Consider the following 25,686-nt stretch of genomic DNA (forward strand, 5'->3'; position numbering starts at 1 on the left):
CGGCGGGCGCTTCCCGCCGTCGTACGTTTGCTTTGGCGGTGCTTCAGCCTGCCGGACCTTAGGTTTGCGGGTGCTCCACCAGCCACTCGGCCAGCGTTTCAAGGTTGGCGCGGACAGTGCGGCCCTGGGCACGCTCAACGAGCGGGTCTGCCAGCTTGCCGAAGACGCCGCCCAGGCCGGACGCGGCGTCGATCCGCTGGGTGAGGCGGGTGCCGCCGTCGGCCGCTTCAAGGGTAAAGGTGATGGTGAAGTCGAGCTTGCCCTCGACGGAGCGGGACACCATGCGCCGGGGCGGATCGAACTCGATGACCTCCACGGTCCAGTCGAACTGCCGGCCCATGACCTTGCTGGTGCCGCGGCCGCGGGTGCCGACGCCGAGGGGGCCGTCCCCCACCTGTTCCGAGGCGGTAACCGAGGAGTCAAAGACCGCAACGTTCTGGAACTTCGACACGAAGTCGAAAACTTCCTGCGGCGGTCGGGCAACTACAACACTTTCTTCCACAACAGGCATTGGAGCCTCCTTCAAAGGGCACCTGATGCCGGCTCGGCTCTGCCGGCACGATAGGCAGGCACAGCGCCAGAGTGGACCGCCCGCCAAGCCCTGTCAAGAGGGCGCCGGCCAGCCGATTATTTCTCCACTCAATGGTCTATAACAGCGCTTTTTACTTAGGTGAGGCTTAGCTAATACCATCGTCGGATGACCACGCAGCTTGATTTCGCGCGGGTACCTTTCGCTGCCGATCTTTCGAGCTACGGCAACAGGCCTGCCATCATCACCGACGGACTGACCCTCACCTACGGCGAACTCGCCGACCGGGTGGACAGTTTCGCCCGAAGCCTGGGCACCGAACGGCGCCTCGTCGCCCTCGCCGCCTCCAACGAAGTGGAGTCCGTGGTCGCGTACCTGGCAGCCCTCGCCTCCGGCCACCCGCTGATCCTTCTCCCGGAGGACAAACCCGCCGCCCTTGACTCCCTGGTGGCCGCCTACGATCCGGACGTTGTGGTGCGTTCAGCCAACGGGCAGTGTGTCTTGGACGAACGCCGCCCGGGGACCCGGCACACCCTGCATCCGGACCTTGCCCTGCTCTTGAGCACCTCAGGGTCCACCGGCTCCCCCAAGCTTGTGAGGCTTTCCCACGCCAACCTCCAGGCCAATGCCGAATCCATCGCCACCTACCTGCAGATCACCCGGGACGACCGCGCCGCCACTACGCTGCCCATGTCCTACTGCTACGGGCTGTCCGTCATCAACAGCCACCTCCTGCGCGGTGCAGCCCTGGTGCTCACCGGACTGTCCGTCGTCGATCCGTGCTTCTGGGAGCTGTTCCGGCGGGAGGGGGCCACGGCGTTCGCCGCCGTCCCGTACACCTTCGAACTGCTGGAACGCGTGGGCTTCGCGGACCTGGACCTGCCCAGCCTGCGCTACGTCACCCAGGCCGGCGGCCGGCTGGCCCCTGACTCCGTACGGCACTACGCCGAACTGGGCCGCCGGCAGGGCTGGGACCTCTTTGTGATGTACGGGCAGACAGAAGCCACCGCCCGCATGGCCTACCTGCCGCCGGACCTCGCAACCGACCATCCCGGTGCCATCGGTGTTCCCGTTCCCGGCGGAGCCTTCCGGCTCGAGCCAGTCCCGGGACTTGCAGACGGCGAACTGGTGTACACCGGGCCGAACGTGATGCTGGGCTACGCGGAGGCCCCGGGTGACCTGGCGTTGGGCCGCACGGTGACCGAGCTGCGCACCGGCGACCTGGCCCGGAAGAACAATGCCGGGCTCTACGAGGTGACGGGACGGCGGAGCCGGTTCGTCAAGATCGTGGGGCTGCGGGTGGACCTGGGCCAGGTGGAACGCCTCCTCGCCGACCTCGGCGTGGTCGCCGCCAGCGCCGGGACGGACCAGCGGCTCGTCGTCGCCGTCGAAGGGGACCACGACACCCACCTGCTCACCAAGGTCCTCGCCCAGGGGCTGGGACTGCCGCGGGCCGCCGTCGACCTCCATGCCGTGGAGGAGCTCCCCCGCCTGGGCACGGGCAAAGTGGACTATCCGGCCGTGGCTGCCCTGCCAGCAAAACACCCCGCAACGGTCCCGCCCGCGGTGGACGTTTCCGGCGGAACGGCCCGGCACAGCAGCGCTGTACAGCCAGACACTGTCAGGCGGATCTTCCAGGACACGCTGGAACTGACGGACATTGCCGACGACGACACGTTCGTTACGCTCGGCGGCGACTCGCTGTCCTTCGTGGCCGCCTCCGTCCGGCTGGAGCAGGTGCTGGGCCACCTGCCGCCGGACTGGCACGTGACGCCGGTCCGGGACCTCAAACGGCGGCCCGACCGGCGCCGGGAGCGGCATCCCGCCAGTGAAGCCGGCGGGCATCCGGGCGGGCGCCGCGGTGGAAATCCGGGCCGCGCGTGGACGGCCAGGCTGCTGGCCCCGATGGACACCAGCCTCGTCCTCCGCGCCGTGGGGATCTTCCTCATTGCCGGCACCCACATCGGCCTGTTCAGCTGGCAGGGCATGGCGCACGTGCTGTTCGCCGCGGCAGGATTCAACTTCGCCCGCTTCCAGCTCTCCGGCGACAGGCTGCCCCGCCTGCGGCGCCAGCTCACCAGCGTGGCCCGGATCGCGGTTCCCAGCATGGTGTTCATAGCCTTCGCCTACCTGGTGACGGACCGGTACGGCCTGGTGAACATCGTGCTCCTGAACGCCGTCCTCGGCCCGGAGCAGGTGACCACGCAGTGGCATTTCTGGTTCATCGAGGTGATGGTCTACATCCTGCTGGCAATGACGGCCCTGCTCAGCGTCCCCTGGCTCCACCGTGCTGAACGCCGTTTCCCGTTCGTCTTCCCGCTGGTCCTGTTCGGCGCCGGCCTGCTCACCCGCTTTGAGCTTGTGGAGCCGGGCGTACCCCATACCGTTCCGGCCCTGTGGCTGTTCGCCCTGGGCTGGGCGGTGGCCCGCTCCCGCACCCTTGTCCAGCGTTGCGTGGTCACCGCCCTCACGGTCCTTACCGTCCCGGGGTTCTTCGAGAACCCCTACCGGGACCTCACCGTGATGGCCGGGATCCTGATGCTCGCCTGGCTGCCCACCCTCCCGGTGCCCCGCGCCATGAGCCGCCTGGCAGTCCTGCTGGCCAGCGCGTCGATGCACATCTACCTGGTCCACTGGCTGGTCTACCCCCTGCTCACCGGCATCAGCGTTCCCCTGGCCGTGGCAGCCTCGCTGGCTGCCGGGGTGGCCTACTGGGCCCTTTGCAACAGGGCCGCCGGGGCGGCAACCCGCTACGTGGCACGGAGGTGAGGAGACGACGGCGGCCGCCTCCCGCCGTCGTCCGCCCACCTTCAGGCCGCGGCAGTATCCGGAAAAGCTAACCGTGCTTACTATTGTGGAGCATCCGTATTTCCACCGGAGACCGCCACGGCCCGGACCCCACCAAAGGAGCAGTCATGCCGCTACGCAAGGGAACATCCGTCGAATGGAACACGTCGCAGGGCATGACCCACGGAAAAATCGTTGAGAAGAAGACCAGCGACTTCGAGCTGGACGGACACACGCACCGTGCCAGCGAGGACGAGCCGCAGTACGTTGTGGAATCCGCCAAGACCGGCGCCCGGGCCGCGCACAAGGCGTCCGCCCTGACCGAAAAGAAGTAGCGCCGTGGCCGCCCAGCATGAAGTGGTGATCATCGGCGGGGGCAACGCCGGCGTATCCCTGGCAGCCCGCCTGGAACGCTACGGGGTCAAGGACGTGGCCGTCATCGAGCCCAGGGACCACCACCTCTACCAGCCGCTGTTCTCCCACATTGCCGGCGGCCGGGCGCAGGCCCAGGAGGCCATCCGCTCCCAGGAGTCGGTGATGCCCCAGGGCGTGACGTGGATTCATGACGGCGCCGTGGACGTGGACACGGACACGAACACCGTCAGCCTGGCCTCGGGCTCGTCCGTGTCCTACGGGCAGTTGGTGGTATGCCCGGGCCTTCAGTACGACTGGGACGGCGTGCCGGGCATGGCCGAGGCCGTGCATTCGCAGCATGGAGCGTCGCATTACGAGTTCGAGCTGGCACCCAAGGCCTGGACCCTGCTGAGCAGTCTCACGTCCGGAACCGCCGTGTTCACCATGCCCGCCGGCCCCATCAAATGCGGCGGCGCCAGCCAGAAGCCCATGTACCTTGCCTGCGACTACTGGCGGGAACAGGGAGTGCTGGACCAGATCCGCGTGGTGATGGTCCAGCCCTACCCCACAGTTTTCGGGGTTCCCGAGATAGACCGGGAACTTGACCGCAAGATCGCCGAGTACGGCATTGAACTGCGGACCAACAGTGAACTGGTGTCCGTGGACGCGGCGGGCCGGAACGCCACAATTCGGGACATCTCCACGGGCACCGAGGACACCATCCACTACGACGTGCTGAACGCTGTTCCGCCGCAGTCGGCACCGGACTGGCTCAAGGCCACGGACCTGCCTGCCGCCGGGGACGCCGGCGGGTTTGTCGAGGTGGACCGCCAGACGCTCCGCCACATCCGGTTCCCGAACGTCTGGTCCCTAGGGGACGCGGCAGGGACCACCAACTCAAAATCCGGCGGCGCCCTCCGGAAACAGACCAAAGTGCTGGCCCAGAACCTGGTCTCCGCCCGGAAGGGGAAGCCACTGCACGCGAAGTACAACGGCTACTCCGTGTGCCCGTTCACGGTGTCGCGGGACACCGTGGTGTTCGCCGAATTCGACGACCGCTACCGGCCCATGCCCACCATTCCCCGGGTGCCCACGTGGAACGAGAGCAAGCTGTCCTGGGTGGTGGACCGGGACATCTTCCCGCAGGTCTACTGGAACCTGATCCTCAAGGGCCGGGCGTGAGTGAAGGAGCGTCCCGGGAAAACCGCCCTCAAGTGAGAGAGCGTCCCGCGAAAACCGACGATAAGTGAGAGAGCGTTGGTTGCCCGGGGCGGATTTTAACCGCTGACGACGGCGGCCGTCGCCTCCGCGATGGCGCGCTCCTCGTCGGTGGGAACCACCAGGACGGGGATGGCGGAGCCCGCCGTGGAAATGACGCGCGGTTCCTTGGACCGCTCGGCGTTCAGGCCGGCGTCGAGCTCTACGCCCAGCGCGCCCAGCCGGTCCGCCACCAGCGCACGGAACTGGTGCGAGTTCTCGCCGATGCCGGCGGTGAACACCAGGGCCTTCGCCCCGCCCACGGCCACGTGGTATCCGCCGATGTACTTGGCCAGCCGGTAGGACGTGACGGCGAGCGCCGTGGCGGCCTTGGCGTCGCCGGACTCGGAGGCCTCCACCACCGAGCGCATGTCGTTGTTGCCGGCCAGGCCCTTGAGCCCGGAATCGCGGTTAAGCATGGTGTCCAGGTCCTCAGGGGTCCAGCCGGCCCGGCCCAGGAACACCAGGATGGAGGGGTCCAGGTCGCCCGAGCGGGTTCCCATCACCAGGCCCTCAAGCGGCGTGAAGCCCATGGAGGTGTCCACCGAGTGGCCGCCCCGGATGGCCGTGACCGAGGCGCCGTTCCCGAGGTGGGCGATCACGCCGTCGAACTCTTCCACAGGGAGGTCCAGCAGCCCAGCGGCGCGCCGGGTCACGTACTCGTGCGAGGTGCCGTGAAAGCCGTAGCGGCGGATGCCGTGGTTCGTGTAGAGCTCGTCCGGGACGGCGTAGCGCCAGGCGTGCTCGGGCAGCGTGCGGTGGAAGGCGGTGTCGAACACGGCCACCTGCGGCATGTCCGGCCACTTTTTGGTGATGGCACGGATCCCCAGGACGTTGGCCGGATTGTGCAGCGGCGCCAGCGGGTTGAGGCGCTCGATGGCGCGGGTGATCTCATTGTCGATCAGTACAGGCTCCGCGAAGCGCTCCCCGCCGTGCACCACCCGGTGGCCCACCGCGGCCAGCTCCAGGCCGCCAAGTTCCTGGTGGATGGCGGCGTCCACCTGCTCCAGCGCCTCGGCGTGGTCCCGCGGGCCCTCGATCTCGCCGTCGCCGTCGCCGCCGTTGCCCATGCCGATCTTCTCGATCAGCCCCTCGGTCAGGACGCTCCCGGCGGCGACGTCGCGCACCTGGTACTTGAGCGAGGACGAGCCGGAGTTGATGACGAGCACGAGCATGTGGGGCCTCCTGAGCCTTGCTTCTGCGGTTCAAACCCCACTATAGGCGGGCCGGGGCGCGGGTTTCTTGCGGACAGGCGCCACCGGCGCCTAGAGTCGGCAACACGAGCTGGACCACGCCCGAGAGGACACTTCCATGACGAACGAGCCGAATTCGATCGACGAGAACGACCCCACCAACACCGGATCCAGCAGCACGGCGCCCTTGGACCCCCAGGCGGATTCGGATTCCGGTTCCGGGAAGAAGGACCCCACGGGCGTGGAAGGTGCCAACCCCGCCCTGGACGACACCGGCGCCCTGAAGGCCGGGGAGACCGGCGAGGCACCCGAAGCTCCCGAGAACGCCGAGGACCTGGACCTCACCCCGCAGGGCCTGTCCGATGAGCCTGCCAAGCAGGAGGACCCGGCCAGCCTGGCCAAGCCGGACAACAGCTGACAATTCACCGCGCAGGCAAAGGACGACGGCGGCACCTGGCCAGGTGGCGCCGTCGGACGTTTAAGCCGTGGCGGGCGCCTGCGCCTGGATGGCCGTGATGGCCACCGTGTTCACGATGTCCTCAACGGTGCAGCCGCGGGAGAGGTCGTTGACCGGCTTCCGCAGCCCCTGCAGGACCGGACCGACGGCCACCGCCCCGGAGCTCTGCTGCACCGCCTTGTACGTGTTGTTGCCGGTGTTGAGGTCCGGGAAGATGAACACGGTGGCCTGCCCAGCCACCGAGGATCCCGGCATTTTGGACTCGGCAATGGAGGCGTCCACGGCGGCGTCGTACTGGATGGGGCCTTCGACGGCGAGGTCCGGACGGCGCTCACGGACCAGCTCGGTGGCCTGCCGCACTTCGTCCACTGCCTCCCCCGAGCCCGATCCGCCGGTTGAGTAGGACAGCATGGCCACCCGCGGATCCACCCCGAACTGCGCCGCGGTCTCGGCCGAAGCCAGCGCGATGTCCGCCAGCTGCTCAACGTTCGGGTCCGGGTTCACGGCGCAGTCGCCGTAAACCAGCACCCGGTCCGGCATGAGCATCAGGAACACCGAGGACACGATCTTCACGCCTTCGCGCGTCTTCACGAACTCCAGCGCCGGCCGGATGGTGTGGGCGGTGGTGTGGGCCGCACCGGACACCATGCCGTCCACCACGCCGAGCTGGACCATCATGGTGCCGAAGTAGCTGACGTCCTGCATGATTTCCAGCGCCTTCGCCACGTCCACACCCTTGTGCGCCCGCAGTTCCGCGTACTTCTCGGCAAACTTCTGGCGCAGGTCCGAGGTGGCCGGGTCCACGATGTTGATGCCGGAGAGGTCGATACCCCGGGCGGCCGCCAGTTCGCGGACTTCCGACTCGGGGCCCAGCACGGTGAGGTCACAGACGTCGCGGCGGTGCAGGATCTCGGCAGCCCGGAGGATCCGCACGTCGGTCCCTTCCGGCAGCACCACGTGGCGGCGCTGGGACCTGGCGCGTTCAATGAGATCGTGCAGGAAGCGCAGCGGGGTCATCCTCTCGGCCCGAGGCAGGTGCAGCCGCTCCACCAGTTCGGTCTCATCCACCCGGCGGGACCAGAGGCCCAGGGCCGACGCCACCTTGCGGCGGTGCCCGGACCAAATCTCGCTGCGGACCTCGGAAACCCGGCGGGCCGTGGTGTAGGTGTCCTCCCTGGCGGCGAACACGGGGAACGGGGCCTGCGCCAGGAGCGGGTAAATGTTTGCATCCGGGGCAAGCCCGCCGGTGAGGATGAGCGCGGAGGCAACCGGGAACTCCGGCGAGAAGGACGCTGCCAGGCATGCCACCATCACGTCCGCCCGGTCGCCGGGGACGATCACCAGGGCACCGTCGTCCAGCACGTTCAGGAAGTTGCCCACGTTCATGGCAGCCACCTTGATGTCCTTCACGTCGCGTTCCATGTCCGGCCGCCCGGCGATCTGGCGGACGCCCAGCGCTGCGGCAACCTCGCCGGTGGTGGGCCGCGCGATCGCCTCAAGTTCGGGCAGGATGTACACCGGCCGCTTGGAGGCCCCGGGCTTTACCGCGGCGGCGATCGCGTCCAGGTCCTCCGGATCCGCGCGGTTCACCATGATGGCCAGCAGGGTGCACCGCTCGGCGGCGAGTTCCTTCCGGGCAACCTCGACGGCAGCCGCGGCCTCGGCGACGGTCCTTCCCTTAGCGCCCACCACCGCAACAATGGGGGCGGCCAAGTTGTTGGCCAGGCGGGCGTTGAGGTCGAATTCGACGGCGGAGTCCTGGCCCACCAGGTCCGTCCCCTCCACGATCACCACATCGCAGTGCCGCGAGATCTCGGCAAAGATCTCCACGCAGCGGGCATCAATCTCGGCCCGGTTCCCCTGGGCCAGCAGGGACCGGACTTCCTCGTGGGTGAGGCCGCCGCGGCAGCGCTCGTCCTCCAGCGCGAAGCGGGACTTCATCAGCGCGACCATGGGATCGGCCGCGGCGTCCGGGCCATGGACCACGGGCTTGAAGAAGCCGATCCTGTCCGCGTGCCGGTGGAGGGTGTCCGCCAGACCCAGGGCCACAAGTGACTTGCCCGATCCGGGGGTGGTTGCGCTGACGTAGATGCCTTTGGCCATGGTCCGCCCTTTGCTGTGCTGGTGTCCCTCCATCCTTGCACTTCCCTCCCCGCGAGATGGCACTTCACAGCAATGTCCGCCGCCGGACCGCCGTCAAGTGCCACCTCGCGGGGAGGTGCGGGGCCGCCGACGTACATTCCAGCCCGGTTTTGGACCGGCCCGCCCGGAGGTAGCCGCCAGAAAGCGGGTCTGGCGCCGGAAAACCGGGCTGGAGCGGCGGCCGCAGACGCCCCGGCCCTTGACACCGGACCCCTCCATGGGATTACCTAATGAACATTCGGTAAATAAAGCTGGAGGCAATGACGCATGGCTGAAACCACCCTTTCCGGGCCCACACACCAGATCCTGGAGAACGACTACGCCTCCGAGTGGATGGGCATCGAAGTCCTCGCCATCAGCGACGGCCACGCAACCATCCGGATGACCCTCCGGCAGGAAATGCTCAACGGCTTCGGCATGGCCCACGGCGGAATGATCTTCGCCTTCGGCGACACCGCGTTCGCCCTCGCCTGCAACCCCGCTGTCCAGGCACCCGGTGAGGAAAACAGCATCACCGTGGCCTCCGGCGTCGACATCAACTTCCTCAAGCCAGCCTTCCGCGGCCAGGTGCTGACCGCGGTGGCGGACCGCCGCTCCAGCGCCGGACGCAGCGGCCTGTATGACATCCAGATTTTCGCCACGGATGCCGCGCCGTCCCCAAGCGGCCAGTCTGCACCGGCCCAACCCAGTTCAGCCCAGCCCAGTTCAGCCCAGTCCAGTTCAGCCCAGCCCGGCGAGCTCATTGCCGAGTTCCGCGGACGCAGCCGCACCATCCCCAAGAAGTAGGAAAACCATGACCCTGCATGCCCCCGAAACCCCCGCCGCTGCAGCAGCAACGGCCGCAGGCACTAACGTCATCCTGGACCGCGAGGAGACCATGTCCCGCGACAAGCTCGAGGCCCTGCAGCTCAGCCGCCTGCAGCACACCGTTGCCTACGCGTACGAGCGCGTGCCCCTGTACAAGCGCAAGTTCGACGACGCCGGCATCCACCCGAACGACCTCCGCGAACTCAGCGACCTGGGCAACTTCCCCTTCACCACCAAGGACGACCTGCGCGAGGAATACCCGTTCGGGATGTTCGCCGTCCCGCAGCACGAAGTAGCCCGGGTGCACGCCAGCTCGGGCACCACGGGCCGGCCCACCGTAGTGGGGTACACCAAGAAGGACCTGGCGGACTGGGCAAAGCTGGTGGCCCGGAGCTTCCGCGCCTCCGGCATCCGCCCGGGCATGAAGGTCCACAACGCCTACGGCTACGGCCTGTTCACCGGCGGCCTGGGCGCGCACGCCGGCGCCGAAGCCCTGGGCTGCACGGTCATCCCCATCTCCGGCGGGCAGACCGAACGCCAGATCCAGCTGATCCAGGACTTCAAGCCGGATGCCATCCTGGCCACCCCCACTTACCTGCTCACCATCGCGGACGCCATGGCGCACATGGGCATCGATCCTGCATCCACGTCCCTCAAGTACGCAGTGCTGGGCGCCGAGCCGTGGACGGAGGAGATGCGGCACGAGCTTGAGGTCACCATGAACATCAAGGCCTGCGACATCTACGGGCTCTCCGAGGTCATGGGTCCCGGCGTGGCCGGCGAGGCCGTGGAGACCCAGGACGGCAGCCACATCTGGGAGGACCACTTCCGCCCCGAAATCATCGACGCCTTCAACCCGGTGGTGGGCAAGGAGAACGTGCTGCGCGACGGCGAACACGGCGAACTGGTGTTCACGTCCCTGACCAAGGAAGCGCTGCCCATCATCCGGTACCGCACCAAGGACCTCACCCGCCTGCTCCCCGGCACGGCCCGCCCCGCGCACCGCCGGATGGGACGCATCACCGGCCGCAGCGATGACATGATCATCCTCCGCGGCGTGAACGTCTTCCCATCCCAGATCGAGGAGATCGCCCTCCGCATTCCCGAGCTCAGCCCGCACTTCCAGCTTGAGCTCACCCGCCCCGAGGGCCAGCGGATGGACCAGATGACGGTGAAGATCGAGCGCCGGGAGACCGTCACCGTTGAGCAGAGCACGACGGCGGCGCGCGCCTTGAAGGAGCAGATCAAGATCCACGTGGGTTCTTCGTGCACGGTGGCCGTGGTGGAGCCGGGCTCGCTGGAGCGGTCCAACGGCAAACTGCGCCGGATCTACGACATGCGCCCCAAGGCGTAGGGAAATCCAGCGGTGGCGCAGGCTCCGGGCTGCGCCACCCTACCGACCGTTCATGAGAAACTAGCCACTATGCCCAGCAGCACTGAGACAGCCAGCACCGCCAAGCGCGGCCGCCCCGGATACGACCAGCAGTCGGTGCTGCGCATCGCCGTCGACGTCTTCAACCGGCACGGTTACGACGCCACGTCCATGGGGATCCTTGCGGACAACCTGGGCATCTCCAAGTCCGCCATCTACCACCATGTGCCATCCAAGGGCGACCTCCTGAAGCTCGCGCTTGAGCACGCGCTCGGCGGGCTTGAGGCCATCCTGGAAGAACCCGCAGCCACATCCGGTGCGGCCGATGCCCGCCTCGAGTTTGTGCTCCGGGAAACCGTGGCCGTCCTGGTGGACCGGCTGCCGTTCGTCACACTGCTCCTGCGCCTGCGGGGCAACACCGAGATCGAACGCGACGCCCTGGAGCGCCGCCGCGCCTTCGACCACAAGGTGGCCGGACTGATCTCCGCGGCACGCGACGAAGGCTCGCTGCGCCAGGACATCGATCCGCGGACCGTCACCAGGCTGCTCTTCGGCATGATCAACTCGATCGTGGAATGGTACAAGCCGGGCGGGCCCCTCTCCCCCCAACGCCTCGCCGATGACGTGATCACCATGGCGTTCGACGGACTGCACTCCGCCCAGCACTGAGCCAAATACTAAGGGTGCTTGGTATTTTCTCCGATCCCCGGCTACGGTGGTAGAAAGCCAGCCAGGACCCGGAGGAGGCCGTCCATGAACACCGTCATCCGCCTGGCCGTGCCGCGTCCGGCCCGCTTCCGGTCAGCGGCGGGAGCAGCGCTCCTCACGGCGTCCCTGGCCCTCACCGCCTGCACCGGCTCCACTCCCTCCCCGGAACCCAGCAGCACCTCCACATCCGGCCCGACGTCCTCGACCACGCCTGACCGCACCGCTGCTCCGGCCCCCGCGCCGGCTCCGGCTGCGGAGGGCGATATCCCGCAGCTGGTGGAGAACCTCGCTCCGTCCGTGGTCACCATCTTTACGGAGGGCGGCCTGGGCAGCGGCGTGGTCTACTCCGAGGACGGCCTGATCCTCACGAACGAGCACGTGGTCCGTGGCAACACCCTCGTTGAGGTCGCCTTCGCCGACGGCCAGCGGGTGGAGGGAACCGTCAAGGCCACCGACCCCGTGACAGACCTCGCCCTGGTGCAGGCCAACCGCACCGGCCTGCCCAAACCCGTGTACCAGACAGACCTGCCGCGGGTGGGTGAGGGGGCCGTGGTGCTCGGCTCGCCGCTAGGCTTCGAAAACACGGCAACCGCCGGGATCATCTCGGGGCTGCACCGGTCCATTCCGGGTTCGGCGTCCAACAGCCTGTCCCTGGTGGACCTGATCCAGACCGACGCCCCCATCAGCCCGGGCAACTCCGGCGGGGCCGTCATCAACCTGCGCGGGGAAATCATCGGCATCAGCGAAGCCTACATTCCTCCGTCCGCGGGGGCCGTGGCCCTCGGGTTCGCGATCCCGGCCGCGACCGCCGTGGAGGTGGCCGAGGAACTGCTGGCGGACGGCACCGCCGAGCACGCCTACCTGGGCCTCACCCCGGGCGAACTGACGCCGCAGATCGCCGGACAGCTGGGCATTGACGCAAGCGCCGGCGTCGTGGTTCTGGCAGTGGACGAGGACGGCCCGGCCGGACGCGCAGGCATCCGGCCCGGTGACGTCCTGGAATCCGTGGAAGGGGTGGACCTCAACGCCCCGGAGAAGCTCCTGGCGGAACTCCGGAACCGCAACCCCGGCGATACCGTAGGCTTCAAGGTCAAGCGGCAGGACCAGAGCCTTGACCTCAAGGCGGACCTGATCGCGCGGCCCACAAGTAACACCCGATAGGAAGGTAAGAAAATGAGCCACCCCAAAGACGAAGCAGACGCCGGATACATCATTCCGGACCCCTCGAAGGTCCGTGAGGACATTCCCGGCGACGCCGGCGACGAAGCCAATGTGATCCGCTTCAGCGAAGAGCAGGCCCTGATCGAGGAACAGTCGCACGGCATCCGCCCGGACACCTACAGCGTCCCCTCCGGCGGCCCCACGATGGACGAGGCCCGGGGCAACATGGACCTCTCGGACCAGAGCGAAAGCGGCCACGGCACCGGCCGCGAGGATGACAGCAGCGACGACAGCCTGCACGGCGGCGCCGAGTCCTGATTTTTCGGCGGCACAACAGGAGGGGCGTCCCGGTCAACCGGGACGCCCCTCCTGTGTTTTACGGACTTCTCCGTCTGGCTACAGCTCGTACTCAGCCTGGATGCCGAGCCTTTCGTGGACACACAGAATTTTACGCTTCCGCCCGCCCAAAAGATCTGTCCACTGCCCGGCCCGGTCCAGGACGAACGCTCTATCACTCCATGCGGGAAAACCCCCAACGCTCTCTCACTCGATGCCGGAAAACCCCGAACGCTCGCTCACTTTCCTTATGAGAGTGAGCGAGCGTTCGGGAAAAACGCACGTTAAGTGAGAGAGCGTCACGCCAAAACGCACGTTAAGTGAGTGAGCGTGCCCGGGTTATTTGGCTACGAGGGTGAGGACGTCGTAGGTGGCCACGATGTCGTCATTCTGGTTGGTCAGGACGGCATCCCAGGCCACCTCGCCGTATTCGTCGGTCTCGCGCGGGGTGATCTTCTTGGCCGTGAGCGTCACCCGGATGGAGTCACCCGCCGCAACGGGGGTGATGAACCGCAGGTTCTCCAGCCCGTAGTTGGCCAGCACCGGACCCGGAGCAGGCTCCACGAACAGGCCGGCACCCCAGGCCAGCAGGAGGTAGCCGTGCGCCACGATTCCCGGGAAGAACGGGTTGGCCTCCGCGGCCTCGTGGTTGGTGTGGGCGTAGAAGGTGTCACCGGTGGAGTTTGCGAAGGCGGTGATGTCCTCCAGGGTGACCTGCCGAAGGTCGGACCGGACGGCGTCGCCGATCCGCAACGTCTCCAGGGACTTCCGGAACGGGTGCGTCCCCTCCGTCTCAACCGTGAAGTTCCGGCTGGCCCCGGCATGCCACACGCCCGTGACGGCGGTAAGCATGTTTGGTGAGCCCTGGATGGCGGTGCGCTGCATGTGGTGCATCACCGAACGGATACCGCCGAGCTCCTCGCCGCCGCCGGCCCGCCCGGGCCCGCCGTGGACCAGGTGCGGCACGGGTGAGCCGTGGCCCGTCGACGAACGGGCGTCCTCGCGGTTGAGCATCAGCACGCGGCCGTGGTGGGCGGCGATGCCGGTCACCAGTTCGCGGGCCACGGACGGATCGTTGGTGCACACCGAGGCCACCAGGGAGCCGCCACCGCGCGCTGCGAGGCGGACGGCGTCGGGAAGGTCCTTGTACCCGATCACCGAGGATACGGGGCCGAAGGCCTCAAGGGAGTGGACTTCCTCCGCTTCGGGGTCCTGCCAGTTCAGCAGCACGGGTGCCATGAACGCGCCGCCGTCCACCACGCCCGTGGATCCGTCCGCGGACGTGACCGACGGCGAATCGAGCGTTCCGTACGCAAGCTCACCGCCGGCGTCGAGCATTGACTGGACGGCCGCACGCACGTCCTCCAGCTGCTCCACGGAGGCTAGCGCTCCCATGGTGACGCCGTCCGCACGCGGATCGCCCAGGACCACACGCTCCTGGATCCGCTTGCCGATGGCCGCAGATACCGCCGGAACCATCTCCGCCGGCACGATGGCGCGGCGGATAGCTGTGCATTTCTGGCCCGCCTTCGCCGTCATCTCCGTGACCACGGATTTCACGAAGGCATCGAATTCGGGGGTCCCCTCCACGGCATCCGGACCAAGGATGGCGGCGTTGAGGGAGTCGGTCTCGGACGTGAAGCGGACACCGCCCTGCACCACATTGGGGTGCGACTTCAGGGACAGGGCCGTGGACGCGGAGCCCGTGAAGGCCACCAGGTCGCGGTAGTCCAGGACATCCAGCAGGCCGCGGACGGAGCCGGAAATGAGCTGCAGCGAGCCCTTGGGGAGGATGTTCGATTCAACGATGGCCTTGACCACCGCAGCCGCCACGTACCCGGTGGGAGTGGCGGGCTTGACGATGGTGGGAACGCCCGCGAGGAACGCCGGGGCGAACTTCTCCAGCATGCCCCAGACGGGGAAATTGAAGGCGTTGATCTGTACTGCCACGCCCGGGATGCGGGTGTAGATGTGCTCACCGGCGAAGGAGCCGTCCTTGGACAGCACCTCCATGGGCCCGTCCACCACCACCTGGGAGTTGGGAAGCTCGCGGCGGCCCTTGGACCCGAACGTGAAAAGGACCCCGATGCCGCCGTCGATATCAATCATCGAGTCCACCTTCGTGGCTCCGGTCTGGGCAGAGAAGGCGTAGAAGTGCTCGCGCCGGGCATTGAGGTACTGCGCCAGCTCCTTGAGCTTGAGGGCGCGCTGGTGGAAGGTAAACCCGCCGAGTTCCTGCTGGCCCGTGGTGCGGCCGTAATCAACGACGGCGGCCAGGTCCAGCCCCTCCGTGCTCACCTTGGCCAGGACTTCCCCGGTGCTCGCGTCCCGGACGGGCGTTGCGGAAGCTGCCGCTCCGGCGTCGGGCGTCCACCACGAATCCATGATGAAGCTGGGCACTGTCTCCACGGTGTCCACCGTGGCCTGGGGAGCTGTGGCTGTGGTTGTCATCGTTGACGGGTCCTTCCAACAAAGGGGCAGACAGAAGCGGCCAAAGATTACTGACCGTCCGTTCGGTAATATATTTACCATACATGAATGTGCCCCGCTGCACACTAGGAGTCTGGTGCACACGGGAAGCCGCGTACAGTAATGCCAGCCGCGCAGAAGGAGAACACATGAGCACGCCATCACCGAAAGATGCAGCAGCGGAGGGCCACCCCGGCGGCGACAAGGAGTTGTGGAAAATCACCCTCGGCGAACTGGACGAGAAGATGGGCGTCAAAATCGTCGAGGAGTCCGTCCAGCGCGTGGTGGCCACCATGCCTGTGGAGGGGAACAGGCAGTCTTTCGGGCTGCTTCACGGCGGGGCGTCCCTGGCCGTGGGTGAAGCGGTGGGTTCCTGGGCGGCCGTGATCCATGCGAGCACGCTGGGCAAAACTGCCGTGGGCGTGGACGTTTCCGCCACCCACCACCGCTCAGCGCGGGAAGGCCAAATCACCATCACGGCCACACCCATCCACCTGGGCGGCACACTCACCACCCACGAGGTGCTCATCACCAACGAGGCCGGTCAGCGGCTCTGCACCCTCCGCATCACCAACCTGCTGATGCGGCGCCACAAATAAGCCCGTTGATCTGTCAGACGGCGATGTTATGCGCTGGCTCTGACCTTACTGGGTGATGGGTCATCCGGGGGTGTTCTGCCTCCGGCGGCGGACGAGTGCCGTCAACAGCGTTCCGACGGCGATCGCCCCCGCAGCAGCACCCGCTGCGGGAAGCACGCCGGCACCGGTATACGCCAGGCCCCTGCTGTCACGGTCCTGGGCGTAGCCGCCTGGCGGGTCAGCGGGAGGGGTGGCAGCAGGCGGGGTGGCTGCAGGCGAAGGTACGACGACGGCGTCCTGGCCAGGCGGCTTGGAACTCGCCGGGGACGGGGCCAGGTCAGCCGGGGCCGGGTCAGCTGGTACAGGCGCCGGGCTTGCCGGGGGCTCTTCCGGAGCCGGCTGCGCCGGCGGAGCAGGTTCAGTTGGATCCGGTCCGGCCGGGACAGCGGGGGCGAACTCAAAGTCCGCAGCGCCGGAGGCACTGAAACCGTTCACAGTCTCCGCGGTAAACCGGAGTGCATCCTTGCCCTCCGGCGCCGGGAAGCTCCAGGTCCCGTCGGCGTTGACCGGGACGTCGAAAGCGTCCTGTCCCGGGATGGTGATCCGGACGCTGGAGCCCTCAGCGACGGCGGTGGCAGGGGCTGCCGAAACTGTGCCGCTGATGGCCTGCCCCGGTTCATAGGTGGCGCCGGGCGCGGGAGAGGACACTGCAGGCCTGTTGAGGAAGAGTTCCAGCTGGTAGCCGGGCAGCACGGCCAGGCTGTCCGCCAGGGTGGCCCCCACCGCGAAATTCTCCACCACGTTGCCCTGTTCGTCAGGGGTGTCTCCGGCAGCGTGGGTGCCCACGGCGTAGTTGCCGCTGAGATAGGGGCCGCCGGAATCGCCGCCGCTGGACTGGACGCCATAGGACAGGAATCCGTTGAACGCCCGCAGGTCGTTGGGGTCCGCAGCGTAGCCGGGCCCGGGAACCACAAAGATCCCCACGGCGTCCACCCTGCCGCAGGACCAGGCCGAAGTCCGCCCCGAACGGCAGACCGGCATCCCCGCAACGGGCTCGGCCGTGCCGATGATCTTGACCTCGGGTTCCGGCTGGGACACGTCCCCCCAGGTGCTCGCGGCCGGCAGCGGGTCAAGGTCCGCGCGGAGGGACTCGACCACAGCAATATCGGTTCCCACGTTTCCCGGATCGCCCGGCTGCAGCGGGTCGTTCACGCTCCCGGGCCGCAGGACCGGGCTGTTGCCCGGGCCGCCGAACTGGCTGAAACCGAACTTCCCGAGCGGCCCTGTCCGGTTGAACTGGAATTCGAGCTCTGCGGTTTCCGCTGCCCCGTCAGAAGCACAGTGGCCTGCCGTAAGGACGGCCGGCAGGCCGGACGGGCCAAACGCCGAAAAGCCCGTGGAACAGATCCAGCCCGTGTCCGCGATGTACCCGACTCCCCCGCGGAGGTCCTCTTCCGGCGCCAGCGGAGTGCCGTCGTCGAGCTCCACGTTGGCGAACCGGGCAACAAATTCCGCCGGCGATTTCCTGCCGGTGCCCACACCTACGGAGTCCGCGGCGTCAGTAGCCTGACCATCCGGCCCGGCAGCAAGGGCGCCTGGGTTCCCGGCGGACTGCTCATCAGCGCCGTGCGGGGCCCTTTCCGGGGCCGCTTCCAAAGCGCCGACGCCACCGGTCCGGATGACGAACTTTCCTCCTGAGGTGACCACCGCCTGCAGTCCGTGGAGCCCCACCTCAGCCACGTACGCCTGGAACAGCTGTTTGGTGCTCAGCGCCAGCTCGGCACCGGGGTCCGGGGCAACAGGGTCCGGCGAAGCGGGCACCACGGCGCCGGCCGGCGCCTCAACAACAAGGCCAGGGATGCCGGCGGCGAGCGCAGCCACCGCGTCCTGGAGCTCGGCACCCGTTCCGGACACCACGATCCGCCCATCCTGCAGGCGGGTGCCCGCATAGCCGGGAACAGTCCGGAGCTGCCCGGCGGCGGCTGCGGCGCGGGAACCAAGTTCCCCTGCCGCAGCAAACTGTTCCGGGGTCAAGCCAAGGTCCCGCTGCACGGCATCGGCAAGGGCAGCGTCGGACAGGGATGAAGAGCCCAGGCCACCAACAGCCCCCTCCGCCGGAGGAATTTCAGTGTCCGCCCAGCCCGGGGCAGCAGCAACAGCGGAGGTTGCGAGGATTCCCGCAGCTGCGCCCAGGGAAAGGACCCGGCGGAGTACCTGCCCGGTCACCGGGCCACCCCCGCTCCGCAAAGGGCCAGCACGGCGTCCAGCTCAGCCGCGCTGAGGCCGTTGTCCAAGAGGAATGTGCGGGTATCCAGGCTCCGCACGAAGTCCGCCACGGCGTCCCCGCGCGCCTCGAGCAGCGGGCCCAACTCCGCCTCGCTGAGGTGGCGTTCCCGCGCATGGGGTGGGCCGTGGGTGCGGTAGCGCTCATTGATGCCGCGGGCTGCACGCCGGTAGCCGTCGGCGATGTCCTGCCCGGAGTCCCCGGCGAGGTCCTGGACCATGGCCGCCACCATGCCACTGCGGTCCCGCCCCGCCGCGCAGTGGAGCACCACGGCACCGCGGGCAGAGGCTGCCGCAAGTTCGTGGAAGACGCCCACCAGCTTCCCAGGGAACAGCCGGGCGTTCTCCGGGTAGTGGGCGGGATCATTGAGGTAGGGGCCGGTCACCGCGGTAAAGCGGGGGTGGCCCGGCTCCTCGGTCGGCGCTGAAACCACCACCATCCCGGACCAGGCTGCCCCGCCCACCACGGGATCCGTGTCCCGGCGCTGCGCCTCCGCCGCGTTGCGGAGGTCAATCACGGTGCGGATGCCGTCGTCGTAAGCCTGCCGCCAGCCGGACGCGGTGAGCCACTCGCGCCGGCCCATGCGGTACACGCCGCCGGCCACATGCCATGCGTTGACAGCACCATCCCAGCCCATGGGCCTGCCCGGTTTCTTCATTCGCACAGCTAATCACACCCGCCACACGAGGCGCATGTCACAGGCAGGTAGTACGGTGGCTCGTACTTGCCTTCTTCCACCGTTCCTTCTTCCACCATTCAAGGAGAGCCACTTGGGAAACATCACTGCACGACGGCGCCACTCGGCTTTTGCAGCCGGCCTCGCCACCCTTGCCATGGCGGCAGGGCTGGCCACTGTTCCTGCACAGGCTGCGGACAAGACCAAGTACATTGCCCTGGGAGACTCCTTCGCCGCCGGGCAGGGAGCCGGGCCGTACCTGGATGACTGCTACCGCAGTGACAACACATATTCAGGCCTTGCTGACGCGGCCAAGGCCGTCAAACTGGTGGTCAACGAGGCCTGCAGCGGCAAGACCACCCAGGATGTGGTGGACGCCCAGCTCAGCCAGCTGAACAAGAGCACCGAACTGGTGACCGTCACCGCAGGCGGCAACAACCTCGGCTTCGGCGCCATTATCACCTATTGCGGTGTGGCCCTGGCCGGCATGACCCCGGGCGCGGAGTGTGACGCTGCCACCGCTTATGCAGCCGCCCAGCTCGAGAGCGGGCAGCTGTACCGTGACGTGGTCTCGATGATCGAGAGCGTGCAGGCCGCCGCGCCCAACGCCAGGATCGTGGTCACCGGGTACCCGTATCTCCTGGACCCAATCCCGGCTGGCATGACCGACCCCGCGGCGCTGTTCATCTATCAGGCCACCGAGTTGGCTGACGACCTGAACGACGCCATCGCCGAGGCCGCGGGCGAGGCCGGGGCAACCTACGTTGACGTGAGGTCGGCGTTCCTCGGCCATGGCGCCCTGTCCCCGGATCCGTGGATCAACCTCGGCGGCCCGGGAAACCCCGATAGCTTCCACCCGAACGCCGAGGGCTATGAGGCGTATTACAAGGCCCTGAACGCCGCCGGGGCCTACTCCGCCGGGTAGCAGGGCACGGCTAGCCGCGCTTTGCCAGCCGGTACTCCAGGCCAGCCCGGACCATGGGCCACTCGTGCTCCAGGATGGAGAACACCACGGTGTCCCTGAGGAGCCCGTCGCGGGTCCGGGAGTGGTTGCGCAACACGCCGTCCTGCTTGGCGCCCAGCCGGGCGATGGCCTCGCGCGACTGGTGGTTCAGCCAGTGCGTCCGGAATTCCACGGCCGGGCAGCCCAGCGTCTCGAACGCGTGCCGCAGCAGCAGGAGCTTGGAGTCGGGGTTGGTCCCGGTTCCCTGCACGGACGCGGCGTTCCAGGTGGAGCCGATCTCCACCCGGGGCGTGCCGGCGTCGATATTCATGTAGGTGGTCATCCCGATGATCCGGCCGGGAGCGCCGGTGGCGGGATCCACCAGCCGGGCAGTGAACGGCAGCATGGATCCCTGCTCCTGCAGGGCGAGGCGCCGCCCGATCTCGGCGGCCATCTCCTCGGGGGCAGGCACGGAGGTGTACCAGAGCCGCCACAGGTCGCCGTCCCGTGCCGCGTCCACCAGGCCGTCGTGGTGCTCCACGGACAATGGTTCCAGGGTTACATACCTGCCCGTGAGGGTAAGGGGTTCTAGGAAAGTCACGGCACCAGCCTAGGTGCTACCACCACCGGGGCCGGTTACGCTGGGGACAGCACCAGGACGGCGAGCGAGGGAGTTTACGTGTCAGGAACCAATCCGGACCCTGAGGATGACAAGATCACAGGCCTGGAGCCCGGCGGCGGTGTGCCGCCAGGCGAAACGCCTCCCGGCGAAGGGTCGGTGGCAGGCAGCCAGGAACCCAGGCAGAAGGGGTCCGGAAAGGGCCAGCAGATCTTTTGGCTCGGAGCCATCGGGGCCGGCGTCCTGCTGTTCCTCCTCTATTTCATCGGCTACATCGTCGGTTTCTTCGACTGACCGGCGTTCCTAGCCGGGCCAGCTGAAGAAGCCTTGGCCGGTCTTCCGCCCCAGTTCGCCCCGGGCCACCTTGTCCTTGAGGATCTGGGGCGGGGCAAAGCGCTCCCCCAGGGTGGAGTGCAGGTATTCTGCGATGCCCAGCCGCACGTCCAGGCCCACGATATCCGTGGTGCGCAGCGGCCCGGTGGGGTGCTTGTAGCCAAGCACCATGGCGTTGTCGATGTCCTCGGCGGAGGCTACGCCTTCCTCCACCATCCGCATTGCCTCCAGTGCGATGGCCACGCCCAGGCGTGAGGAAGCAAAGCCGGGCGCGTCATTGACGACGACGGCGGTCTTGCCGAGTGCCTCCACCCACCTTCTCGCTGCGGCGGCGAGGTCCGGTGACGTTTGCGCGCCGAGCACCACCTCGATGAGCGTGGATGCCGGAACGGGGTTGAAGAAGTGCAGCCCGAGGAAATTCCCGGGCCGCTTCAGTTCTCCGGCGAGGCCGTTCACGGACAGCGATGAGGTGTTGGAGGCCAGATAGGCGTCCTCGGCCAGCCGCTCCTCGATGCCGCGCAGTGAGGTGACTTTAAGGTCCCAGTCCTCCGGCACCGCTTCCACCACCAGCTGGCGGTCCTTGAAGTCGTCGTAGTCCACGGTGACAGAGAGCCGGGACACCATTTCGTCCAAATTGGCGTCCGTCATACCGCGCTCGATGCTCTTGGCCGCCGCTGATTCCACGCGCTCACGGGCAGCTGCCGCGGACTGGTCGTCGCGCTCCACCACCAGCACGTCTGCGCCCTTGATGAGGAAGGCGTGGGCGATGCCGGCCCCCATGCGGCCGCCGCCGAGGACACCCACGAAGTGGGGAAGATCAGCGGGCATGCCGGAGGAAAGTTCTGGTGTGGTCATCGGTTCTGCTCTCCGCTCTCGGTGCCGGCCGTGGTGCCGTCGTTCTTGGCAGCGTTGCCGCCTTCCTTGCCGCCGGCTTTCGTGCCGGCCTTCCTGTCCAGGAACTCCTGCATCCTGTCGAACTTGGCCTGGGACTCGAAGAGGATTCCCTGTGCCAGCTGGTCGATGACGGGATGCGCTTCGGCAGGGGCGTGGAACACGGACTTGGTGATCCGTACTGCCAACGGATCCTGCCGCCCGATCCTGTCCGCCAGGCTGTGCGCCGCATCCATCAGTTCCGCGGCTTCGTGGATCCCGGTAATGAGGTTTACGGCCAGCGCTTCCTCGGCGGTGAGTACCCTGCCGGCCAGGAGGATCTGCTTGGCCACGGGCTCCCCCACCAGTTCCTTCAGCCGCCAGCTGGCACCGGCGGCGGCGAGGATTCCCAGCCCGGTTTCGGGGTTGCCGATGCGGACGCTGGACGTCCCGATCCGGAAGTCCGCCGCGTAGGCCAGCTCTGCACCTCCGCCCAGGCAGTACCCGTCCAGCGCGGCAATGACGGGCATGGGCAGCTTGGCGATGCGGACGAAGATGGTGGAATTGATGCCCTGCAGGGCGTCGTCGCGGCGCCGTTCGCGCAGCTGCGCAATATCGGCGCCGGAGGCGAACACCCCCTCCACTCCGCCGATGATCAGCACCTTGGGGTTCTGCTCCAGGGCGGTGCAGACCACGTGCAGCTCGTCCACCATCTGCTGGTCAATGGCGTTGCGCACCTCGGGCCGGTTCAGCAGCACCACCACACGGTCGGTGCGTTCCTCCACAAGGAGCGTGTGGAACTTCTCTGCCGCCAGGTCCACGCGGCCGGCCATCAGACCTTCTCCAGCAGCATGGCCGTGCCCTGGCCGACGCCGATGCACATTGTGGCCAGGCCCATCTTGGCGTCCTCGCGCTCCATCCGGCCCAGCAGGGTGATGGCAATCCGTGAACCGCTGGAACCGAGCGGGTGCCCCAGGCTGATGGCGCCGCCGTCGTTGTTTACAACGTCCGGGTTAATGCCCAGACGCCGGACGCAGGCGAGGGATTGCGTGGCGAAGGCTTCGTTGAGTTCGACGGCGCCGAGGTCGCCTACGCTGTAGCCGCTCCGCTTGAGCACCTTCTGCGTGGCGGGGACGGGGCCGATACCCATGATTTCCGGCTCGCAGCCGGCGGAGGCGCCGTCGATAATGCGTGCGCGGGGCGTCAGGCCCAGCCTTTCAATGGCGGCTTCGGAGGCCACGATGATGGCCGATGCGCCGTCGTTCAGCGTTGAGGAGTTGCCTGCGGTGACCACGGAACCTCCGTGCGTGACGGGCCTCAGTCCGGCCAGGACGTCCATGGTGGTACCTTCGCGGGGTCCCTCATCCGTGTCCACCACAGTCTCGGACTTGCGGGTCCTGACGGTGACGGGAACGATCTCGTCCTTGAACCGCCCGGCGGCGATGGCCGCGAGCGAGCGTTCGTGCGACCGGACGGCGAACGCGTCGGCGTCCTCGCGGGAGATGTTGTCCACGCGGGCAACTTCCTCGGCGGTCTCCGGCATGGAGTAGGTCATTTTGTCGTCGCGGGAAAGTTCTCCCTTCTGGAACAGCGGGTTGGCGAACCGCCAGCCGATGGATGTGTCGAAGATGGCACCGGGCTTTGCGAAGGCAGTGGCGGGTTTTTCCTGCACCCAGGGCGCGCGGCTCATTGATTCCACGCCGCCGGCTATGACGATGTCCGCGGCGCCCGACTTGATCATCTGGCTGGCCATGATGATGGCGCTCAGTCCGGACGAGCACAGCCTGTTGACGGTGATCCCCGGGATGTGGAGGGGCAGCCCGGCCAGCAGGGTGGCCATGCGGGCCACGTTACGGTTTTCCTCGCCGGCACCGTTGGCGTTGCCCAGGATGACCTCGTCGATGCTGTCCGGGTCCAGGCCCGCCCGGCTGACGGCCTCCCGGAGCACCAGGGCGGCGAGGTCGTCGGGACGAACGGAGGAGAGGCTCCCGCCGTACCTGCCCACCGGCGTTCGTACCCCGCCAACAAGGAAAGCCTGCGGACCTGCGGTTGCAGCCATGGAAACACCCTTCACGCGATAAACAGCACTGTCATCAGCGGCCGGCAGATTACCCACTTACCGACCGTTCGTTCTGTAAATAGTACACGGGAGGGTGTGCCGTGGATACGGGGACCTCCCGGGTACGGGGTCCCCTGGGCGGACTCAGAGGACCTTGAGCCCCAGATGGGCTGCCAGCAGGGGCGCCAGGAGGGCAAGCTGGACGTCGTCGATGACCACGCCGCCGAGACTGCCGAGTCCACTGATCCCCCTCAGTTCCGTGCCGCGAATATCAAAGTCCTGGAGCTTGGCCCCGGTGAAGTCCAGGGATCCGATGGTGCAGTTCTTTAATGCCACCCGCGTTCCAGTGGCCGAGCCGAGGTTCAGTTCGTTGATGATGCAGTCGCTGATCAGGACGTCGGTGAGTTTGGAACCCCGGAGGTTAAGGAAGTCCAGCTTGCCGCCGTCGATGCGGACCGACTGCCATCCGCTCTCATGCAGTTCGGCAGAACCCAGGCGGGCATTGCGGATCTCGACCTCCCGCCATGTGGAACGGGCGGCCAGGAAAACCGGCGCGTACAGTTCCTCCAGGATGCAGTCGCGGAACGTGGAACCGCGCAACTGGGCTTCATTAAAGACCGCTCCCTGAAACTCGCAGTCGATGAAGTCGGCGCCGCCCAGGTCCAGCCCCTCGGCCGCCACGCGGCTGTACCGCGCGCCGTCGTACCGCCCGCCGCGCTGGAAGTCCGGCTCAGCCACGTCCGTCAGGTTCTCGAGCCGGACGGGCGTAAGGCGTGGTGCGGTGACGCCGGAAGCTGCTGTCCGTGGGGCGCGCGGGGCCACTAGATGGATTCCGCCTTGGCCGCTATGTCCGCCAGGTCCCTGCGGAGCGCTTTCCGGGTGGCTGCCATAGCCATCTTGCCGAAAACTGCCATCATGATGCGGGTTGCGGCGCTGGGCTTGTGCATCTCTCCCCCGAACGTCACGCTGAGGTTTGTGCCGCCGTCGCGCGGGGAAAGGCTGAACCGGGTGCTGTAGTCGGCGCCGCCCTGGACGGCCTTCACGATGGTGCCGTGCGGCGGCTCAGCCTCTGCCACCCACATCTCCACGGTCTCAGACCTTCCCATCATCTTCCGGGTCTCCTTCCAGCGCATTCCTTCCCCGTACGGGCCGTCCGTCAGCAGCTGGACGGACTCCACGCCGGTCAGCGTGGTGGCGGAGCCGGGAATGTCCGTTATGACGGACCATACTTTTTCCGGCGACGCATGGATGTGCTGGCTGAGGCTGATGCTGTGGTCCATGGCTTCGAGCCTAGCCGCGGAGCCGTGCAATCGACAGAACCCCGGTGCCACAGGGCAACTTGTGGGGGACTTGAATTAGTAAGCATGCTTCGTGTTAGTGTGAAAATGTTCGATCACCGGAAACGAAAGGAGCCACCATCATGGGCCTCGGAGACAAGATCAGCAACGCAGCGGAAGACATGGGCGGCAAGGCCAAGGAAGCGGCCGGCAATGCCACGGACAACGACCGGCTGAGGGCAGAAGGCCAGGCCGACCAGGTCAAGGCCGACGCCAAAAAGGTCGGCGAAAGCGTCAAGGACGAATTCAAGCGCGACTAGGTATTCCTGCGCCATCCGGCTTGGCCGGGTTCCAGTAAGCAGGGCGAACGGCGGCGGATCCCTTTGGATCCGCCGCCGTTCTGCTTGTCCGCTGGCTTCCGCACCATTCTTCATCGATTGCTCCAATACTGCCGTTTTGGGGCAACGGCAGATAG

25 protein-coding genes are annotated in these 25,686 nt (G+C 67.3%); 13 read left to right on the plus strand and 12 right to left on the minus strand.

All coding sequences use genetic code 11. The annotated features are described in order from the left end of the window. Positions 1 to 58: 58 nt before the first annotated feature. Positions 59 to 511, minus strand: coding sequence for an SRPBCC family protein (locus tag ABRP28_RS11005; RefSeq protein ID WP_350002766.1), 453 nt, complete (start codon positions 509 to 511; stop codon positions 59 to 61). A 186-nt stretch (positions 512 to 697) separates the two neighbouring features. On the opposite strand from ABRP28_RS11005, the gene ABRP28_RS11010 reads away from it, so the two are divergent. The 3 genes from ABRP28_RS11010 to ABRP28_RS11020 all read left to right on the plus strand — a co-directional run bounded on the left by ABRP28_RS11010 (position 698) and on the right by ABRP28_RS11020 (position 4,852). Beyond that, on the plus strand, positions 698 to 3,298 hold the full coding sequence (locus ABRP28_RS11010) for an AMP-binding protein (RefSeq protein WP_350002767.1): 2,601 nt from the start codon (positions 698 to 700) through the stop codon (positions 3,296 to 3,298). 146 nt (positions 3,299 to 3,444) lie between these two features. Further along, entirely contained in the window at positions 3,445 to 3,651 is a 207-nt protein-coding gene (locus ABRP28_RS11015) for a DUF2945 domain-containing protein (protein ID WP_104184611.1), read from the plus strand. 4 nt (positions 3,652 to 3,655) lie between these two features. Further along, positions 3,656 to 4,852 carry an FAD/NAD(P)-binding oxidoreductase gene (locus tag ABRP28_RS11020; protein WP_350002769.1) on the plus strand — a complete coding sequence of 399 codons (1,197 nt, stop codon included), beginning with the start codon at positions 3,656 to 3,658 and terminating at the stop codon, positions 4,850 to 4,852. A 95-nt stretch (positions 4,853 to 4,947) separates the two neighbouring features. On the opposite strand, the gene ABRP28_RS11025 is transcribed toward ABRP28_RS11020, so the two are convergent. Next, positions 4,948 to 6,102, minus strand: coding sequence for an acetate kinase (locus ABRP28_RS11025; RefSeq protein WP_350002771.1), 1,155 nt, complete (start codon positions 6,100 to 6,102; stop codon positions 4,948 to 4,950). Between the two features lie 136 nt (positions 6,103 to 6,238). Between ABRP28_RS11025 and ABRP28_RS11030 the strand changes: the two genes are divergently transcribed. Further along, positions 6,239 to 6,538 (plus strand): hypothetical protein, encoded by a 300-nt coding sequence (locus ABRP28_RS11030; protein WP_350002773.1) that lies wholly within the window; start codon positions 6,239 to 6,241, stop codon positions 6,536 to 6,538. Between the two features lie 60 nt (positions 6,539 to 6,598). Here ABRP28_RS11030 and pta read toward each other — a convergent pair whose 3' ends face one another. Then, on the minus strand, positions 6,599 to 8,680 hold the full coding sequence (pta, locus tag ABRP28_RS11035) for a phosphate acetyltransferase (RefSeq protein ID WP_350002774.1): 2,082 nt from the start codon (positions 8,678 to 8,680) through the stop codon (positions 6,599 to 6,601). A 306-nt stretch (positions 8,681 to 8,986) separates the two neighbouring features. Here pta and ABRP28_RS11040 point away from each other — a divergent pair, with 306 nt between their 5' ends. The 5 genes from ABRP28_RS11040 (at position 8,987) to ABRP28_RS11060 (ending at position 13,085) form a co-directional block, all read left to right on the plus strand. Beyond that, entirely contained in the window at positions 8,987 to 9,505 is a 519-nt protein-coding gene (locus ABRP28_RS11040) for a hotdog fold thioesterase (protein WP_350002775.1), read from the plus strand. Positions 9,506 to 9,512: 7 nt separating this feature from the next. Beyond that, on the plus strand, positions 9,513 to 10,880 hold the full coding sequence (gene paaK / locus ABRP28_RS11045) for a phenylacetate--CoA ligase PaaK (RefSeq protein ID WP_350002776.1): 1,368 nt from the start codon (positions 9,513 to 9,515) through the stop codon (positions 10,878 to 10,880). A gap of 69 nt (positions 10,881 to 10,949) precedes the next feature. Beyond that, entirely contained in the window at positions 10,950 to 11,567 is a 618-nt protein-coding gene (locus ABRP28_RS11050) for a TetR/AcrR family transcriptional regulator (RefSeq protein WP_350002777.1), read from the plus strand. A gap of 84 nt (positions 11,568 to 11,651) precedes the next feature. Beyond that, on the plus strand, positions 11,652 to 12,767 hold the full coding sequence (locus ABRP28_RS11055) for a trypsin-like peptidase domain-containing protein (protein ID WP_350002779.1): 1,116 nt from the start codon (positions 11,652 to 11,654) through the stop codon (positions 12,765 to 12,767). A gap of 12 nt (positions 12,768 to 12,779) precedes the next feature. Further along, positions 12,780 to 13,085 carry a hypothetical protein gene (locus ABRP28_RS11060; protein WP_350002780.1) on the plus strand — a complete coding sequence of 102 codons (306 nt, stop codon included), beginning with the start codon at positions 12,780 to 12,782 and terminating at the stop codon, positions 13,083 to 13,085. 357 nt (positions 13,086 to 13,442) lie between these two features. Here the strand turns inward: ABRP28_RS11060 and paaZ are convergent, their stop codons facing one another. Beyond that, positions 13,443 to 15,554, minus strand: a complete 2,112-nt coding sequence (gene paaZ / locus ABRP28_RS11065; RefSeq protein WP_350002782.1) for a phenylacetic acid degradation bifunctional protein PaaZ — start codon at positions 15,552 to 15,554, stop codon at positions 13,443 to 13,445. A gap of 167 nt (positions 15,555 to 15,721) precedes the next feature. On the opposite strand from paaZ, the gene ABRP28_RS11070 reads away from it, so the two are divergent. Then, positions 15,722 to 16,171, plus strand: a complete 450-nt coding sequence (locus ABRP28_RS11070; protein WP_350002784.1) for a hotdog fold thioesterase — start codon at positions 15,722 to 15,724, stop codon at positions 16,169 to 16,171. Between the two features lie 60 nt (positions 16,172 to 16,231). On the opposite strand, the gene ABRP28_RS11075 is transcribed toward ABRP28_RS11070, so the two are convergent. After that, positions 16,232 to 18,376: a peptidase gene (locus ABRP28_RS11075; protein ID WP_350002786.1), complete on the minus strand. Its 2,145-nt coding sequence runs from the start codon at positions 18,374 to 18,376 to the stop codon at positions 16,232 to 16,234. Further along, entirely contained in the window at positions 18,373 to 19,092 is a 720-nt protein-coding gene (locus tag ABRP28_RS11080; RefSeq protein ID WP_350002787.1) for a tyrosine-protein phosphatase, read from the minus strand. Before ABRP28_RS11080 ends, ABRP28_RS11075 begins: the two co-directional genes overlap by 4 nt. 112 nt (positions 19,093 to 19,204) lie before the next feature. On the opposite strand from ABRP28_RS11080, the gene ABRP28_RS11085 reads away from it, so the two are divergent. Continuing rightward, the gene (locus ABRP28_RS11085; protein ID WP_350002788.1) at positions 19,205 to 20,035 is read left to right on the plus strand and encodes an SGNH/GDSL hydrolase family protein; all 831 of its coding nucleotides are present in this window, start codon (positions 19,205 to 19,207) and stop codon (positions 20,033 to 20,035) included. 10 nt (positions 20,036 to 20,045) lie between these two features. On the opposite strand, the gene ABRP28_RS11090 is transcribed toward ABRP28_RS11085, so the two are convergent. Continuing rightward, entirely contained in the window at positions 20,046 to 20,654 is a 609-nt protein-coding gene (locus ABRP28_RS11090; RefSeq protein WP_350002789.1) for a GNAT family protein, read from the minus strand. A 78-nt stretch (positions 20,655 to 20,732) separates the two neighbouring features. On the opposite strand from ABRP28_RS11090, the gene ABRP28_RS11095 reads away from it, so the two are divergent. Then, positions 20,733 to 20,966, plus strand: coding sequence for a DUF6480 family protein (locus ABRP28_RS11095; RefSeq protein WP_350002791.1), 234 nt, complete (start codon positions 20,733 to 20,735; stop codon positions 20,964 to 20,966). 9 nt (positions 20,967 to 20,975) lie between these two features. On the opposite strand, the gene ABRP28_RS11100 is transcribed toward ABRP28_RS11095, so the two are convergent. The 5 genes from ABRP28_RS11100 to ABRP28_RS11120 all read right to left on the minus strand — a co-directional run bounded on the left by ABRP28_RS11100 (position 20,976) and on the right by ABRP28_RS11120 (position 25,214). Then, entirely contained in the window at positions 20,976 to 21,860 is an 885-nt protein-coding gene (locus ABRP28_RS11100; protein ID WP_350002793.1) for a 3-hydroxyacyl-CoA dehydrogenase family protein, read from the minus strand. Beyond that, entirely contained in the window at positions 21,857 to 22,708 is an 852-nt protein-coding gene (locus ABRP28_RS11105; RefSeq protein WP_350002795.1) for an enoyl-CoA hydratase/isomerase family protein, read from the minus strand. The genes ABRP28_RS11100 and ABRP28_RS11105 overlap by 4 nt, the downstream gene beginning before the upstream one ends. Beyond that, entirely contained in the window at positions 22,708 to 23,934 is a 1,227-nt protein-coding gene (locus ABRP28_RS11110) for a thiolase family protein (RefSeq protein ID WP_350002799.1), read from the minus strand. Before ABRP28_RS11110 ends, ABRP28_RS11105 begins: the two co-directional genes overlap by 1 nt. Before the next feature lie 144 nt (positions 23,935 to 24,078). Further along, complete coding sequence (locus ABRP28_RS11115) at positions 24,079 to 24,756, minus strand: pentapeptide repeat-containing protein (protein WP_350002801.1); 678 nt, start codon at positions 24,754 to 24,756, stop codon at positions 24,079 to 24,081. After that, positions 24,756 to 25,214: an SRPBCC family protein gene (locus ABRP28_RS11120; RefSeq protein WP_350002803.1), complete on the minus strand. Its 459-nt coding sequence runs from the start codon at positions 25,212 to 25,214 to the stop codon at positions 24,756 to 24,758. Before ABRP28_RS11120 ends, ABRP28_RS11115 begins: the two co-directional genes overlap by 1 nt. 140 nt (positions 25,215 to 25,354) lie before the next feature. Between ABRP28_RS11120 and ABRP28_RS11125 the strand changes: the two genes are divergently transcribed. Continuing rightward, positions 25,355 to 25,531, plus strand: a complete 177-nt coding sequence (locus ABRP28_RS11125) for a CsbD family protein (RefSeq protein ID WP_350002805.1) — start codon at positions 25,355 to 25,357, stop codon at positions 25,529 to 25,531. Positions 25,532 to 25,686 lie beyond the last annotated feature (155 nt).

Origin of the sequence: Pseudarthrobacter sp. WHRI 8279 (genome assembly GCF_040224115.2) — a bacterium.
Taxonomy (GTDB): domain Bacteria; phylum Actinomycetota; class Actinomycetes; order Actinomycetales; family Micrococcaceae; genus Arthrobacter.